Source organism: Curtobacterium sp. MMLR14_006 (assembly GCF_001864985.1).
Classification (GTDB): Bacteria; Actinomycetota; Actinomycetes; order Actinomycetales; family Microbacteriaceae; genus Curtobacterium.
On the sequence record NZ_MJGU01000012.1, the window covers coordinates 709,273 to 724,643 of the forward strand.

The 15,371-nt window shown below is 73.8% G+C and carries 13 protein-coding genes; 1 reads left to right on the forward strand and 12 read right to left on the reverse strand.

Features of this window, described 5'->3' with window-relative positions:
- Positions 1-4: 4 nt before the first annotated feature.
- The 8 genes from BIU94_RS17765 to BIU94_RS06920 form a co-directional block, all read right to left on the reverse strand.
- Positions 5-154, reverse strand: a complete 150-nt coding sequence (locus tag BIU94_RS17765; protein ID WP_175472118.1) for a hypothetical protein — start codon at positions 152-154, stop codon at positions 5-7.
- A 146-nt stretch (positions 155-300) separates the two neighbouring features.
- Positions 301-1,434: a flavodoxin-dependent (E)-4-hydroxy-3-methylbut-2-enyl-diphosphate synthase gene (gene ispG / locus BIU94_RS06890; RefSeq protein ID WP_071255859.1), complete on the reverse strand. Its 1,134-nt coding sequence runs from the start codon at positions 1,432-1,434 to the stop codon at positions 301-303.
- 30 nt (positions 1,435-1,464) lie between these two features.
- Entirely contained in the window at positions 1,465-2,052 is a 588-nt protein-coding gene (locus BIU94_RS06895; protein ID WP_083404626.1) for a cysteine hydrolase family protein, read from the reverse strand.
- On the reverse strand, positions 2,049-3,506 hold the full coding sequence (locus BIU94_RS06900) for a cytosine permease (RefSeq protein ID WP_071255863.1): 1,458 nt from the start codon (positions 3,504-3,506) through the stop codon (positions 2,049-2,051). The genes BIU94_RS06895 and BIU94_RS06900 overlap by 4 nt, the downstream gene beginning before the upstream one ends.
- A gap of 24 nt (positions 3,507-3,530) precedes the next feature.
- The gene (locus BIU94_RS06905; RefSeq protein WP_175472119.1) at positions 3,531-4,865 is read right to left on the reverse strand and encodes an RIP metalloprotease; all 1,335 of its coding nucleotides are present in this window, start codon (positions 4,863-4,865) and stop codon (positions 3,531-3,533) included.
- A gap of 69 nt (positions 4,866-4,934) precedes the next feature.
- Entirely contained in the window at positions 4,935-6,047 is a 1,113-nt protein-coding gene (gene dxr, locus BIU94_RS06910) for a 1-deoxy-D-xylulose-5-phosphate reductoisomerase (RefSeq protein ID WP_071255872.1), read from the reverse strand.
- A gap of 2 nt (positions 6,048-6,049) precedes the next feature.
- Positions 6,050-7,021: an FKBP-type peptidyl-prolyl cis-trans isomerase gene (locus BIU94_RS06915; protein ID WP_071255873.1), complete on the reverse strand. Its 972-nt coding sequence runs from the start codon at positions 7,019-7,021 to the stop codon at positions 6,050-6,052.
- A gap of 6 nt (positions 7,022-7,027) precedes the next feature.
- Positions 7,028-7,537 carry an OsmC family protein gene (locus tag BIU94_RS06920; RefSeq protein WP_071255875.1) on the reverse strand — a complete coding sequence of 170 codons (510 nt, stop codon included), beginning with the start codon at positions 7,535-7,537 and terminating at the stop codon, positions 7,028-7,030.
- A 35-nt stretch (positions 7,538-7,572) separates the two neighbouring features.
- Here BIU94_RS06920 and BIU94_RS06925 point away from each other — a divergent pair, with 35 nt between their 5' ends.
- Positions 7,573-8,565, forward strand: coding sequence for an asparaginase (locus tag BIU94_RS06925; RefSeq protein ID WP_071255877.1), 993 nt, complete (start codon positions 7,573-7,575; stop codon positions 8,563-8,565).
- A gap of 52 nt (positions 8,566-8,617) precedes the next feature.
- Here BIU94_RS06925 and BIU94_RS06930 read toward each other — a convergent pair whose 3' ends face one another.
- From BIU94_RS06930 to BIU94_RS06945, 4 genes are all read right to left on the reverse strand, one after another.
- Positions 8,618-9,475 carry a hypothetical protein gene (locus tag BIU94_RS06930; protein ID WP_139196319.1) on the reverse strand — a complete coding sequence of 286 codons (858 nt, stop codon included), beginning with the start codon at positions 9,473-9,475 and terminating at the stop codon, positions 8,618-8,620.
- A gap of 70 nt (positions 9,476-9,545) precedes the next feature.
- Positions 9,546-11,507: a zinc-ribbon domain-containing protein gene (locus BIU94_RS06935; protein ID WP_139196321.1), complete on the reverse strand. Its 1,962-nt coding sequence runs from the start codon at positions 11,505-11,507 to the stop codon at positions 9,546-9,548.
- Entirely contained in the window at positions 11,504-13,966 is a 2,463-nt protein-coding gene (locus BIU94_RS06940; protein WP_083404627.1) for a DUF3488 domain-containing protein, read from the reverse strand. The genes BIU94_RS06935 and BIU94_RS06940 overlap by 4 nt, the downstream gene beginning before the upstream one ends.
- Complete coding sequence (locus BIU94_RS06945; RefSeq protein WP_071256465.1) at positions 13,963-15,276, reverse strand: DUF58 domain-containing protein; 1,314 nt, start codon at positions 15,274-15,276, stop codon at positions 13,963-13,965. The genes BIU94_RS06940 and BIU94_RS06945 overlap by 4 nt, the downstream gene beginning before the upstream one ends.
- Positions 15,277-15,371 lie beyond the last annotated feature (95 nt).

Below are 15,371 nucleotides of genomic sequence, written 5' to 3' on the forward strand. Positions count from 1 at the left end.
AAGCCTAGCGGCGACGAGGGGCGTGCTCGTGGTCGCGGTCGCGGTCGTGGTTGTGCCCGCCGTCGTGGTCGCGGTCGTGCCCGTCGGCACTCGGTGAGCAGAAGATGTCGAGTGCGCCCGCGCGACCCGACACCTTCTGCTCACGAAGCGTCACGCAGCACCGACGGGGAGCGTGCCCGGCGCCGCGCTCCCGGCCGCCGGCACTCGGTGAGCAGAAGATGTCGAGTGCGCCCGCGCGACCCGACACCTTCTGCTCATTCGGTGCGGCGCGCCGCAGCCCGAGCGCGCTCTACCCGAGCGCTACGGCGCGGTGATGACCTGGGGCGAGCCGAGTGCGGCCTCGGGGCCCATCTCGGCGGCGATGCGGTTCGCCTCGGCGATGAGGGTCGGGACGATCTCGTGCTCCGGCACGGTCTTGACGACCTCGCCCTTGACGAAGATCTGGCCCTTGCCGTTGCCGGACGCGACGCCGAGGTCGGCCTCGCGGGCCTCGCCCGGGCCGTTCACGACGCAACCCATGACGGCCACGCGCAGCGGCACGGTCATGCCCTCGAGGCCCTTCGTGACGTCGTTCGCGAGCTGGTAGACGTCGACCTGCGCACGGCCGCAGCTCGGGCAGGACACGATCTCGAGCTTGCGCTCGCGCAGGTTGAGCGACTGCAGGATCTGCAGGCCGACCTTGACCTCTTGCGCGGGGGGCGCGGACAGGGACACGCGGATGGTGTCGCCGATGCCCTCGGCGAGCAGGATGCCGAACGCGGTGGCGCTCTTGATCGTGCCCTGGAACTCCGGGCCGGCCTCGGTCACTCCGAGGTGCAGGGGCCAGTCACCGGCGGCCGCGAGCTGCCGGTAGGCCTTCACCATGACGATGGGGTCGTTGTGCTTGACCGAGATCTTGAAGTCGTGGAAGTCGTGCTCCTCGAACAACGAGGCCTCCCACACGGCGGACTCGACGAGCGCCTCGGGCGTCGCCTTGCCGTACTTCTGCAGCAGGCTCGGCTCGAGGGAGCCGGCGTTCACGCCGATGCGCAGGGACACCCCGGCGTCCTTCGCGGCGCGGGCGATGGCACCGACCTGGTCGTCGAACTTGCGGATGTTGCCGGGGTTGACGCGGACCGCGGCGCACCCGGCGTCGATGGCCTGGAAGACGTACTTCGGCTGGAAGTGGATGTCGGCGATCACCGGGATCTGCGACTTCTTCGCGATGATCGGCAGCGCGTCGGCGTCGTCCTGGCTCGGCACGGCCACCCGGACGATGTCGCACCCGGAGGCGGTGAGCTCGGCGATCTGCTGCAGGGTCGCGTTGATGTTCGTCGTCGGCGTGGTGGTCATCGACTGGACGGACACGGGCGCGTCACCGCCGACGAGCACCTTGCCGACCCGGATCTGCCGCGACTTGCGACGGGGGGCGAGGGTTTCGGGCGTCTTGGGCATACCGAGGTTGACTGCGGGCACGTCAGCACTCTACGCGCTCGCCCTGACGCTCCCCCGCACCAGGTCCGCGGCCGCGTCGACGACGGTGACCAGCGGTGCGTAGAGGCGCATGACGTCGAGTGCCCGGTCGTGGTCGGCGTCGCTCGCGCCGGCACAGGCGTCGGCCACGACGGTGACCGTCGCGCCCGCGTCCGCCGCCGCGAGCGCGGTCGACAGGACGCAGCAGTCCGTGGACACGCCCGTCAGCACGAGGTGCGGGTGGTCGCCGACGACTGCCTGGAGGCCCGTCCCCCACTTGCCGAACGTCGGTTCCGTCACGACGGGGTCGCCCCGGTCCGCGGCGGCGGACGCGAAGGGCTCGGTGAGCGCGTACAGCGGGTCGGCGTCCGGGACGAGCGCGAAGGGCCAGTCGCGGTAGTACGGCACCCACGCGCCCTCGGGCTGTGCCGGGGCGACGAAGCGCGTGAACACGGTGCGGCCGGTGAAGCGCGGCAGCAGGTGCTCGATCGCGTACCCGGCGTGGTCGTACCGCGGCGCGGCCCACGGGCTCTCCCCCGTGAACACCTGCTGCATGTCGACGACGACGAGCCAGGCGTCCTCGGCCACGACGGTGGTCACCGCTGCGACTCCTGCCGGCGGACAGCGCGACGGGCGGTGAGCAGCGTGCCGACGAACCCGACGACGAGCGCGACGAGGACACCGAGGTTCGCGTACGCCCAGGGTCCGCCACGCCCGCCGAGGCCGAACGGGCCGAGCAGGTAGCCCTGCCACGACAGCCACGCCGGCGACGAGAGCGTCACGAGTCCCCAGCCCAGGGCGGTGCCGACCAGGACCAGCGCGACGGCGCCCCACCGCACGTCGCCGTAGCGGCCGCGGCGGTCGTCGAGCTCCGCCTCGGCGTACGCCGTCCGTCGCAGCAGGACGTCGGCGACGAACACGCCCGCCCACGCGGCGACGGGGACCCCGAGCGTGATGAGGAACGCCTGGAACGGCTGCAGGAAGTCGGTGGCGAAGAAGACGACGTACACCGCGCCGACGACCATGACCACACCGTCGACCCCGGCGGCGACCGGTCGGGGGATGCGGACGCCCGCACTGAGCAGCGCGAGGCCCGACGAGTAGATGTCGAGCACCGCGCCGCCGACGATGCCGAGGATCGCGACGATCGCGAAGGGGACGAGGAACCACACCGGCAGCACGGTGGTGAGCGCTCCGATCGGGTCGGTGCCGATCGCCTTCCGCAGGTCGGGCGACGATCCCGCGAGCACCAGGCCGACCACGACGAGCACCGCCGGGGCGAGCGCTCCGCCGAACGTCGTCCAGCCGACGACCCCGCGGGTCGAGGCGGTCCGCGGCAGGTAGCGCGAGTAGTCGGCCGCGGCGTTCACCCAGCCGAGGCCGAACCCGGTCATCACGAGCACGAGTGCCCCGATCACCTGCTGGGCGCTGCCCGAGGGCAGGGCGCCGAGCGCCGCCGTGTCGATCGTCGGCGCCGCGAGGACCACGTAGAGGACGGTCAGCACGGCCGTGACGACCGTTATCACCGTCTGCAGGCGCATGATGACGTCGAAGCCCGCGACGCCGGCGCCGACCACGAGCGCGGCCACGACGACGAGCGCGACGAGCTTGGTGAGGACCCCGCCGTCCCAGCCGAGCTCGGTGAACACCGTCGAGGTGGCGAGGACCGCCAGGGCTGCCAACGCCGTCTCCCACCCGACGGTGAGCACCCAACTGAGGAACGAGGGCAGGCGGTTGCCCCGCACGCCGAACGCCGCGCGGCTCAGCACCATCGTGGGCGCGGAGCCCCGCTTGCCGGCGATCGCGACGACGCCGCAGAGCAGGAACGAGAACGCGACGCCGACGACGGAGACGACGGCCGCCTGGACGAGCGAGATGCCGAAGTCGAGCACGAACGACCCGTAGGCGAGGCCGAGCACGGAGACGTTCGCCGCGAACCACGGCCAGAACAGCCCGCGCGGCGTGCCCTTGCGGTCGCCCTCGGCGATGACGTCGAGGCCCTGCCGTTCGACGGCGCGGACCTCGGACGTGGGCTCGGCCGGCACGGTGCTCATGCGCCGAGCGTAGTGCTCGGTCGGCTACCCGAACAGGTCCACGGGGCGCACGAGGTCGGCGTAGATGAGCAGCGCGCTCATGCCCGCCAGCAGCACCACGACCACCATCGTCAGGGGCATCGTCTTCGCCAGGTCGATGGGACCGGGGTCGGCCTTGCCGACGAGCGTGAACGCACGACGCTTGATCGCCTCCCACAGCGCGCCCGCGATGTGTCCGCCGTCGAGCGGCAGCAGCGGCACCATGTTCAGCACGAACAGGCCGATGTTGAGCGACGCGAGCAGGCCGAGGATCGTGTACGCCTTGTCGACCACCGGGACGCCGCTCATCGACGAAACCTCGCCGATGGCACGGCCGACACCGACCACGGACACCGGGCTGTCCTGCGAGCGTTCCTGGGCGCCGAACGCCGCGTTCCACACCGCGACGAGCCGCTGCGGCAGGTCGATGATGAGGTGCGCCGACGCCGCGATCTGCGCACCGGTCGCGGGCAGGACCTCGGTCGGCGACTGCCGCACCAGGGACTGCCCGATGCTGACGCCCACCACGCCGACCTGCTGGGTCTTCGCGGTGCCGTCGGCGTTCTCGACAGCCTTGCCCTCGGCGTCGTACACGTCGCGGGTGGCCGTCGTCGGCGTGATCTCGAGCGTCTTCCGGGCACCGTCGCGCTCGACGACGACCGTCACCTGCTCACCGGCGGATCGCTGGAACACCTCGGAGACGCGGGCGATGGTGGGGTCCTGCTCGCCGTTCACCGACAGCACGACGTCCCCCGACGCGATGCCCGCCTGCTTCGCCGGCGACTCCGCGTCGCCCGGGGCGCACTCGGTGGCCTGGCTGGTCGGCAGGACGCAGTCGACGCTCGACGTGAACGTCGTCGTCGGCGCGCCGAACCCGCAGAGCAGCACGCCGAACAGCACGATGCCGATCACGAGGTTCATCGCCGGGCCGGCGACCATCACGATGATGCGCTTCCACGGGGTGAGCCGGTAGAACGCCCGGGAGTCGTCGCCGCCCGAGTCCGCGATCTGCTCGGCGCTGGCCTGGCGGGCGTCCTGCACGAACGCGCCGTACATGCCGGTGTTCGTGATCGCGTTCGCCCGGCCGGAGGCACGCGGCTTGAGCATGCCGACCATCGAGATGTAGCCGCCGAGCAGGATCGGTCGGATGCCGTACTCGGTCTCACCGCGGCGGAAGGACCAGATCGCCTTGCCGAACCCCAGCGAGTACTGCGTCACCTTGACGTTGAACAGCTTCGCGAAGGACAGGTGCCCCAGCTCGTGGAGCCCGATCGAGACCAGCAGGCCGACGATGAAGACGACCACGCCGAGGACGAAGAGCAGGACGGATTCGACGGTCACCGGGAAAGCGTACGGGACGGTGCCCATGACGGAGCCGAGCGCCGTCTGGGAGGTGGGACGGGCCTCCCGTCAGCGGGACAGCGCGCGGTCCGCAGCGGCGCGGGCCCACTGCTCCGCCGCGAGCACGCCGTCGAGCGACGGCTCCCCCGCGGTGTGCTCGTCGACGATGCGCTCGACGGTGTCGACGATGTCGAGGAAGCCGATCGCGCCCGCGTGGAACGCGGCGACCGCCTGTTCGTTGGCGGCGTTGAACACGGCTGGGAAGGTCCCGCCGAGCTCGCCGACCCGCTTGGCGAGCGCGACGGCACCGAAGGCGTCCTGGTCGAGCGGCTCGAAGGTCCAGGTGCTCGCGGTCGTCCAGTTGAGCGGCACACCGACGCCGGGCACCCGGTCCGGCCACGCCATCCCGAGCGCGATCGGCAGGCGCATGTCCGGCGGGGACGCCTGGGCGATGGTCGAGCCGTCGACGAACTCGACCATCGAGTGCACGATCGACTGCGCGTGCACCGTGACGTCGATGCGGTCGTAGGGGACGTCGAAGAGCAGGTGCGCCTCGATGACCTCGAGACCCTTGTTCACCAGGGTGGCCGAGTTCGTCGTGACGACGAGTCCCATGTCCCAGGTCGGGTGCGCCAGCGCCTCGGCCGGGGTGACGTCGCGGAGCTGCTCGCGGGAGCGCCCGCGGAACGGCCCGCCGCTCGCGGTCAGCACGAGCCGGTGCACCTCGGTGTCGGCGCCGGAGCGGAGCGCCTGCGCGATCGCGGAGTGCTCGCTGTCGACCGGGACGATCTGTCCCGGCGCGGCGGCCTGCTGCACGAGCGGACCGCCGACGATCAGGCTCTCCTTGTTCGCGAGCGCCAGGGTCGCCCCGGACTCCAGCGCCGCCAGGGTCGGACCGAGACCGACCGAACCGGTGATGCCGTTCAGGACGACGTCCGCCTCGACGCTGCGGACGAGCTGCTCCGAGTCCGCCGCGCCGAACGCGGTGTCCCGGACGCCGAACCGGGCGGCCTGCTCGGCGACGAGCGCGCGGTTGCTGCCCGCGGTCAGCCCGACCACCTCGAACCGGTCGGGGTTGCGGGCGACGACGTCGAGCGCCTGCGTGCCGATCGAGCCGGTGCTGCCGAGGACGACGACGCGCCGACGGACCGGACCGGTGCTGTCGAGACGGCCGTCCGTCACGGTCAGCCCTTGGCGAGGACGTCGACGACGAACACCAGCGTGGCGTTCTTCGGGATGCCCGAGCCCTCCTGCGGGTTCGCGCCGTAGGCGTCCTCCGGGGTCGCGACGATGAGGACCTGCGAGCCGACCTTCTGCCCGACGAGCCCGGTCACGAAGCCCTTGATGAGCGCCGACTCGGAGACCGTGAACGACGCCGGGGTGCCCTTCGACCACGAGGAGTCGAACTCCTTGCCGGTGCTGTAGACGACGCCCTTGTACTGCACGAGCGCGGTGTCGCCGTCGGCGATCGTCGCGCCGTCGCCCTGCTTGAGGACCTCGACCTCGGTCTTCGACGGGGCCTTCACACCGTCGGGGATGGTGATCTCCGGTTCGCCGGAGGCCTTGTCCTTCACCGTGGGGAGCTTCGGGTCCTGGTCCTGCGGCGTGCCGTCCGCCTTCGTGGGGACCTGGGCGACGACGTCCGCGACGACGACGATCTCGCCGCCCGTGTTGAAGCCGAGCGCGGCGGACTGGCCGACGGCCGCCACCCGGTCGCCCACCTTCGAGCATGCGAGGAGCGCACCGAACCCGGTCCCGCCGACCGACAGGACCTGCGGGTTGCCCTCGTCGAAGCCGACCGTGCCGAGCTTCTTGGCGTCCTTCGCCTCGTACACCGAGTACGACACCTGGGCGTAGTCGCCCTCGTCGAGCGCGGCACCCTTGCCGGTCTCGAGCTTCGTCGCCTGCGGCGGCGTCGCCGAGAGGCCGGCGTCGAACTTCACGATCGGGGCCTTGCCGCCCCCGAACTTCCCGGCGGCACGGATCGAGTCCGACTCGTCGCCCGGCTTCGGGCAGGCCGAGATCGGCGAGACCGTGGCGCTGGCGGAGGGCGTCGGCGTGGCCGAGGACCCCTCGGATCCGGCGCCGGAGCACGCGGCGAGTCCCAGCACGACGGCGGGGACGATGGCGATCGGGAGCAGGCGGAGTCGCTTCACGGGACCCTAGTCTGCCCCACCCGTCGACGAGTCCGCTGACGACGACGCAGGTCGGACGATCGTCTCGGCCTCGTGGTGGACGGGGAACGCCACCGAACGGGCGATGAAGCACAGGGCGTTGGCCGTGGCGTGGGCGGCCTCGGCGTCCGCCACCCGGTCGGCCTCGAGGATCGTGACCACGGGGTGCAGGGTCGCCTCGGTGAGCTCGCCGGAGCCGTCCCGGTTGAGCCGCAGCGACGCCGTCGCGGTGTCGCGGTAGTCGACGACCGTGAAGCCCTGCGTGACCGCGACGTGCAGGTAGCTGAGCAAGTGGCACTGCGCGAGGGCGGCGGCGACCATCTCCTCGGGGTTCCACCGGTCCCGGTCGCCGCGGAACGTCGGGTCCGCCGACCCGGGCACGTCCGGGTGGCCCGTGGCGGACACCACGTGGTCGCGTCCGAAGTCGCGGGGGCCGGACGTGCCGGTCCCGCGGTCGCCGGTCCACCGGACGGAGACCTCGTAGGAGTGGTCGTGCACGCGGGACGCCCTTCTCGGTTCGTTAGCATGGCGGCATGACGGTGAGCCACGGAGTCCGCACTGATCGCCATCCTCTCACCGCCGAGGGGTCGGTCGAGCTCGCGGTGCTCGACCGCTCCGGCTTCGACGAGAGCCGCCACGTCGGCGCCGGCGTCGTCGTCGACGCCTCGGGCACGGTCCTCGACTCGGTGGGTGACGCCACCGCCAGCATCTACCCCCGCTCGACGATGAAGCCGTTCCAGGCGCTCGCCGTGCGCGGCGCCGGCGCACTGTTCTCCGACGAGGAACTCGTCCTCACCACCGCGAGCCACGCCGGCACCGTCGCGCACCAGGCGCTCGCCCGGCACATGCTCGAGTCCTTCGACCACGTCGAGGCCGACCTCGGCTGCCCGCCGGACATGCCCTTCGACCGCGCGACCGCACGCACCATGGACGGCCCGCGCCGCCTGGCGATGAACTGTTCGGGCAAGCACGCCGGCATGCTCGCCGCGTGCCGGGTCAACGGCTGGGACGAGGCGACCTACCTCGACGTGGCCCACCCGATGCAGGAGCGCGTCCGCACCGTCGTGCAGGAGTACACGCACGAGACCGTCGACCTCGTCGGGACCGACGGCTGCGGCGCGCCGGTGTTCCCGCTGACGCTCACCGGGCTCGCACGGGGCTTCGCCGGGGTCGTCGCACGGGCCGACAGCGACTCGGCGGCGCTCACCGACGCGGTCCTGGCGCACCCGTGGGCCATCGACGGCATCGGCCGGGCGAACACCGTCACGATTGAGCGGCTCGGCGTGCTCGCGAAGCTCGGCGCCGAGGGCGTCATGGTGATGGGGCTGCCCGGCGGGGCTGCGGTGGCCGTGAAGGTGCTCGACGGCTCCGCGCGGGCGGGCACGCTCGCCGCGCTGACACTGCTGGAGCGGAACGGCCTCGTCGACGCCGACGGTGTGGCGGACGTCATGGCGGCCACCGGCGAGCAGGTGCTCGGGGGCGGCGTGCCGGTCGGTGCGGTGCGGGTCGGCGCGGGCCTGCGCTGACGGAACAGCGGCTGCTGCCCGTCGGCCGCCACGGACGGGTGCCGCTGAGCGGTCACGATCCGGTCGACGTCCCTGACGACCCTGACGACCCTGACGTCCCCGGGCCTGGGTCCGGATCCGGATCCGGATCCGGTGTGACCGGGAGCACGGGGACGAGCGGTTCCGCGGCCGGATCGGCCGGGCGACGGCTCGTGCAGCCGTAGCGGGTGACGACGACGGCGACGTCCCAGGTCCTCGGCATCGCCCCGAGACCCGGCACGTGCACCACCGTGGACACCGGCCGTCCGGTGTCGTCGAACCGGACCGCCGCGGCCGTGCCGGGCGGCATCCGACCGATCCGGTCCGTACCTGTGGCCGCGCCCGCGCCCCTGCCCGTGCCCGTGCGCACGGGCGGGTCCCGGTCCGGGTCGCTCCCCCAGCGGACGGTCCGGGCGGGGCCGCCCGGGTCCGCGACCCGCTGGTGGCTGCCCCCGGTCCTCGGTGCGACGCCGTCGTCGCCCGCGGCGTGCTCGCCCGCGACGTGGCCGTCCGCTGCCGGACCCGCTGCGAGCTGCGCGGCCAATGCCCGGAACACCGAGTCGGCGACGGCCCCGGATCCGACGACGACCAGGTGCGCCGGTGCTCCGTGGTGGACGACCGCACCGTCCGGGCGGTGCCCGAGGACGAACCCGGTCGACGGCCGGTCGACGTGCTCGAGGTGCGGGAGCAGCGGCAGCGGCAGTGACTCCCCCGCCTGCTCGGGTACCGCCGAGGAGGCCGACCGGTGCAGCACGACGTCGAGCACGGCACAGCAGGCCGCCGCTGCCAGCAGCGCCACCCGTCCGCTCGCCGCCACGGGCCCGAGCAGGCCGGACAGCACCAGCACGACCGCGGTGACGACCAGGACGCAGCGGGCGGTGAACGGGGACACCACTCCATCCGAGCACGTCCCCGTCGCCGCCGAGGGCCGTCCGAAGGGATCTGTGGACAGCCGGCGCCGACTACTGCACCAGGAAGAACTGCTCCCCGATGTCGACCCGCGCACCGCGCTCGACCCGGTACCGACGGCCCGGCTCGCAGCGACGGATCGAACCGTCGATGTGCCGGACCACGGTCCCGTTGCCCGAGAACCGGTCGGACACCCAGAGGTCGTCGCCGTCACGACCGAGCTCCAGGTGGATCTTCGACACCGACTTGCCGGGGTCGTGCACGGTCAGCAGGTCGTCGAACCGCTCGCCCGGCTGCGGGCGGGGCAGACGGCCGAGCAGCCCGGTGCCGTGCACGCCGAAGCGCTCACCGGTGCTGAAGTGCAGGACGAACGGGGCCTGCACCGGAGCCTGCCCGACGATGCGGGTCTCCTCGACGTCCTCGGCGAGGTCGTCGTTCGCGCTCGACACCAGGGACGCGGGGTCCGGCTGGGCCGGAGCCTGCGCGGCATGGTCCGCGGCGCCGGGCATCGGCGGGATCACTCCCGGAGCACCCGGGATCGGGGGCAGCGGCGCGGCGAACGGCGCGGTCGACGGTGCCGCGGAGGGCACGGTGGCGGAACCCGGCGTCGTGGTCGCTGGCGCAGAGGGGAACGCGTCCGGGGACAGGCTCGGGGCGGCGTGCACCCCGCGCGGGCGGAGGCGCGGCCCGGAGTCCGCGAACTCGTCGTCCGTCACGGCCGGGGCACTGTCCGCCCCGGCGCTGTCGGTCACGTCGCCGTCGTCACCGTGACCGTCCGCGACGTCGACGTCAACGTCCGCGTCCGAGTCGCCGGCGGTGTCGTCCGCGTCCGAGTCGCCGGCGGTGTCGCCCGCATCGCCGCCGGTGTCGACCGCGGACGTACGGTCGACCGCCTCGGCCTCGTCGTCGGCAGCCCAGTCCGGGCGTGCCATCGGCAGGGGGACGACCGGTCCGGTGAAGGCCGCGGTCACGGCCGGGCGGACCGCGCCGCACTCGCCGCAGAAGATGTCGTCCGGCTCGAGCTGGTGGCCGCACACGTGGCAGGTCGTCGTGGCGTGCATGCCCGGCGTGACCAGCGGAGCCGGACGGAGCGGTCGGCGGTCGACCAGGGGTTCCACGACCGCGGTGTCGCCGGGCTGCGGCGGCGACGCGACGGGGCCGTCCGCAGCGGGGACGACCGGCTGGCCCGACTCCGCGTCGCCGTCGTCGGCCGACCCTGCGGTCGGAGCGGGGACGCGCAGGCCGTCGATGCCGGCATCGTCGGACTGGTCGTCGCCCGGGCCGTGCTCGGCGGATGCTCCGGCGGCCTCGTCGCCGGCGGACTCCGGGACGGGCGGCACAGGAGGAACGGGCGGCACCGGCGGGACGGGCGGCACCGGGGGGACGACGGGTTCGGCGACGACCTCGGGTTCGGCGGCGTTGCCGCGCCCCACCCACCACGAGGGACCGGCCGGCGCGGCCGGCGGTGCGACGTCCGCCGGAGGTGCCCAGACCGATGCCGGGACGCCGCTGTCGGCCGCGGGAGCGTCCGTCGGGGCGGCCGCCGACGCGGGGGGCGCCAGGCGGGTCCGTTCGGGATCGTCGGCGAGGTCCGCGCCGGGGACCGGCTCGGAGCGGTGGTCGGCGGGGTCGAGCGAGGGCTCGGCGCGCTGCGGGTTCGGCGCACCGCGCTCCGCCAACCCGGAGTCGGCACCGTGGACGTGCGTGGGCGCCTGCCGTGGGGCGAAGTCGTCGGGCCGCTGGACGGGGACCGCGCCGTTCCCCGGACGGTCGGAGCCGGTGAGCCAGGCGCGTGTCGCCGGGTCGAGCGTGGCCTCGGGGAGCCAGGCGTCGGCGGCGGGGTCCGAGCGGCGGCCGTGCGCGTCGGGCTGCTGCAGGGGCGGCGGTGGTGCCTGTTCGACGGGGGGCTGGGCGACCGGGCGACGGCTGGCCGCGGCGGTCACCGCGCGTCCGCACTCACCGCAGAAGATCGCACCGTCCGGGAGCATCGATCCGCAGTGTTCGCATCTGATCACGGGGTGCCTCTGTCCTCACTCGGCCCTGCACGACGCTCGCCGGGCCTCGGCCCATCGTAGTCGCCGCGTCCCCGGGCACCCTGCCGGGTCCGCCCACGAGGGGGTCGCCGTCCGCGGAGCGACCGCAGGGAGACGGCGGTGCGGAACCGTTCCCGTCGGTTCCGTCCGGTCCGGAGACTGCCGATCGCGTCGTCGGTCGCCGACCACATCCGGTCGGCGACCGACTCGTCGACGTCGCTCGGACCGAAGACCGCGCGGTCGGCGAGGGCTGCGAGGCCGGTCCCGCCGTCGCCGGGAGCACCCACCACCGCTTCGCGTCGCGTCGCGGACCGGGACACGTCGTGCCCGCGGTCGAGCAGCGCGTCGCGGTACTCGTCCCAGGCGCCGACGACACGGCCGCGGGGCGTCGGCGCGCGACGACGGCGGCGGCGCCGTGCGCGCTTCGCGAGCACGATCACCGCGAACGGCAGCAGCACGAGCGCCGCGAGGCCGAGCACGCCGAGCACCCACGGCAACGCGGCCAGCAGGATCTGCAGCCACAGCGGCTGCACCGGCGGCGTGTTGCGGTCGGTCTGCGGCGGGGCCTGCTGGTCCTGGTCCTGCTGGGTGACGGGGGGCGGCGGCACGACCGTCTCCGGCCGGGTCACGGGCTGCGGCGTCTGCTGCTGCTCGTCCGGGATCTCGCGCACGGTCGGGTTCGGGTCGAGCATGACCCACCCCCACTGCGCGGTGTCGACCTCGATGCGCGCCGTCACGTCCGAGCCGCGGAACGTCGTCGTGCCACCGCTCGTGCCCGCGTCGCCGCGATCGGCTCCGGAGTCGCCGCCGGCGCTGAAGCCCATCACCACCCGCGCGGGGAACCCCAGCTCGTCGGCCATGAGCGCCGCGGCGGCGGCGTACTGCTCCTGGTCACCGATCATCAACGGCGCGGTGAGGAGCTCCTGGATCCGGTCGGCGCCGTGACCCGAACGGCTCATCCGGTCGTCCCCGACCCCGTGGCTGACGTAGCCGTTGCGCTTCAGCGACTGCAGGGCGGCCAGGAGCTTCGCGCCGGCCGCGGTCTCGCCGCGGGTCGTCGACTCGACGGTGTCGCGCACGGCCTCCGGCACGTCCCGCGTCGCCGGCACCGACGCGCTGCCCGGTCGCGCGGCGGCGAGCTGCTCCTGGGTCGGCTGGTCGGGCACGACGGCGGTCAGGTCGTACGACGTGCCGTCGCCGACCCCGCCCACCACGGCACCGGTCTGCGTCGACGCGTTGTAGAAGAACGATCCGCGCTCGGACTCCGCGCCGCGACCGGTGAACTCGACCCGCTCGAGGTCGCCCACCGTCGGCAGCCACACACCGCTGTACCCGTCGACGGTCACGCCGACGCGGACGGTGGTGCCGTCGACCCCGCGGACGTCGACCGAGGTCGGCACCCGCTCGAAGGTGCCCGACGCCGACGACCCGTCGGCGCCGCCCACCCGGTAGACGACCCCGTCGTACGTGTCGAGGGTGGCGATGCGCACGAACCCGTTCGCGGGGAGCCCGGTCACCCGCAGCTGCGGGGTGTCCGCGGCGGTCTGCTCCTCGTAGGCCCGGAAGCCGCTGAGGGGGCTGACGTGGTCGCGCGGGTCGAAGGGCTTCACGACGTCGGTCCGCGCCACGGTGCGCCCGACGGTGGGCGGTGCCACGAGGCCGAGTCCGGTCGCGACGACCGCGGCGGCGACGATCGTCCCCGTCCCCACGAGTGCCGGCCGCACGACGGACCGCACGAGCGGGACCCTGGTGCCGATGGTGGTCGCGACGGCCACGGCGCGTCGCGCATGGCGGACGGTCAGCGCCCACACCAGGGCGATCCCCACGAGCACCACCGCGGTCAGCACGGACGTGTCGAGTCGGCTCGGTCCGACGACCACGCCGACCGCGAACAGCACCAGTGCCGGGATGCTCGCGAGCTCCGGCCGGGAGGCACGGGTCGCCACGCTCACGGACGTCACCGCCGCCACCAGGAGCGTCACGAAGTACGGCACGAGGAGCGCCTCGTACGACCCGACCGGCAGGCTGATGGTCACCAGCTGCTTCCAGCCCAGCGCGACGCCGGCGAAGAGGTCGAGGAGTCCGGGACCGGTGGGCAGCAGCCCGGCCGCCCGGTCGGGCACCGCGGCCGGCACGCCGGTCAGCGTGAACGCCGCGACGCCCGCGACGGCGACCACCGCCGCGGGCAGCCGCAGGACGGCGCCGAGCAGGGCGACGAGCGTGCCGGAGACGATCGCGGTCACCGCAGCAGCGACCATCGCCTGGTCGCGGTAGACCGGCCACCAGGACGTGCTCGCCACGGCGAGCAGGAGCCAGACGACCAGGGTGCTGCCGGCCAGCCGCAGCGGTGCGGCACGGCGGGCGTCCCGGCGGTCGGAACGCCGGGTGGTGCGCCGTGCGCGCTCCGGCGCGGTCGGGTCGGCCACGGGTGCTGCGCTCATGCGGCCGCTGCCGATCGGTGCAGCGCGTGCCGGAGGTCGTCCAGGTAGCCGATGGTCATCACCGTCAGACCCGCGACGCGCAGGAACCGGGGCTGCGCCTCCGGCTCGCAGATCACCGCGACGACCTCGACGCCGACCGGGAAGCGCGTCGCCGCGAGGCGGAGCGCCGGCAGCCCGACGGTCGACCCGACCACGAGGAAGGCGACCGAGATCCCCTCGGCGTCGTTGCCGACGATCCGCGCGACCTCGGCGACCGGCAGGCACGCGTCGGCCAGGGCGACGGACGCGAAGTCGTCGAGCAGGCGGGTCGGCGTGATCGTCGGCAGGGACCGCACGGCGTAGACCGCGCGACGCGCGAACTCGGGTGTCCGCTCGGAGACCACGACGGAGACCTCGCGACCGTCGCGGATCGCCCGCGCGCCGAGCGACGCGGCGGCGCTGACGGCGAGCTCGAACTCGTCGTCGTCACCGAACTCGGCACGCGCCGTGCCCAGTGCGACGACGAGGTGGGAGCGACGCGTGTCCTCGAACTGGCGCACCATCAGTGCGCCGGACTTCGCCGTCGACTTCCAGTGGATCGTGCGCGGGTCGTCTCCCGGCATGTACTCGCGGATGGCGTGGAAGGCGATGTCCGCCGGCGAGAGGTCGGTGGTCGCCTGTCCCTCGAGGTCCCGCACCAGACCGGTGCTCGTGGACGGGATCGCGATGGTCCGGGGGTGCACGATGACCTGCTCCCGGGCCGTCCAGACGACCTCGCGGCGGACCAGTCCGACCGGGTCGGCGCGGACGCCGGTCACCGGGCCGACGTCGAGCACCCCGCGGCGCAGGGTCGGCACCGGCACCTCGCGCCCGAACGTGCCCTGCGGGCCGATCGCGGGGATGGCGACGTCGACCAGCCCCGAACCGACCGGCACCTCGACGGTCGTCGGCACCGAGGGCAGCCGCGAGGGGTTCTCCGCCGTCACCACCACGCCAGCGGCGTCGCCGACGGCCACCCGGTGCTGCGGCAGCCGCATGCGGATCACCAGCCGTGACCGGCCGATGAGCGCGACGGCCGCGACGACCACCAGCACCGCACCGGCGAACCCGACGACCACGATCTCGCGCAGCCCGAACCGGTAGCCCGTCACGAACGCGACGAGCGTGAGCGCGGCGACCGTCCAGCCGAGCCCGGTGACGACCGACGAGACCTCGCCCCAGGAACGCGTGACGAGCCTCCAGGCCGTCGCCCAGGCCCGGACGACGCCGACGACGGCGTCCGCTGCCACGCCCTCGCGGTCCCCGACGATCCGGGACCGGACGTTGGTCATGCCGGCGACCGTCCCCGTGCGCTCGTAGGCCGTCGTCCCGCGACGCGACCGCGTCGAGGACGGGCGGCGCGAGCGCGTGGAGACGGGCCGGCGGT

What these genes read in the sequence shown, in the direction of transcription:
- BIU94_RS06940 (WP_083404627.1), bottom strand. Translation starts at nt 13,966, where the DNA reads ATGAGCGCAGCACCCGTGGCCGACCCGACCGCGCCGGAGCGCGCACGG.
- BIU94_RS06945 (WP_071256465.1), bottom strand. Translation starts at nt 15,276, where the DNA reads ATGACCAACGTCCGGTCCCGGATCGTCGGGGACCGCGAGGGCGTGGCA.
- BIU94_RS06900 (WP_071255863.1), bottom strand. Translation starts at nt 3,506, where the DNA reads ATGAGCACCGTGCCGGCCGAGCCCACGTCCGAGGTCCGCGCCGTCGAA.
- BIU94_RS06925 (WP_071255877.1), top strand. Translation starts at nt 7,573, where the DNA reads ATGACGGTGAGCCACGGAGTCCGCACTGATCGCCATCCTCTCACCGCC.
- ispG (WP_071255859.1), bottom strand. Translation starts at nt 1,434, where the DNA reads ATGCCCAAGACGCCCGAAACCCTCGCCCCCCGTCGCAAGTCGCGGCAG.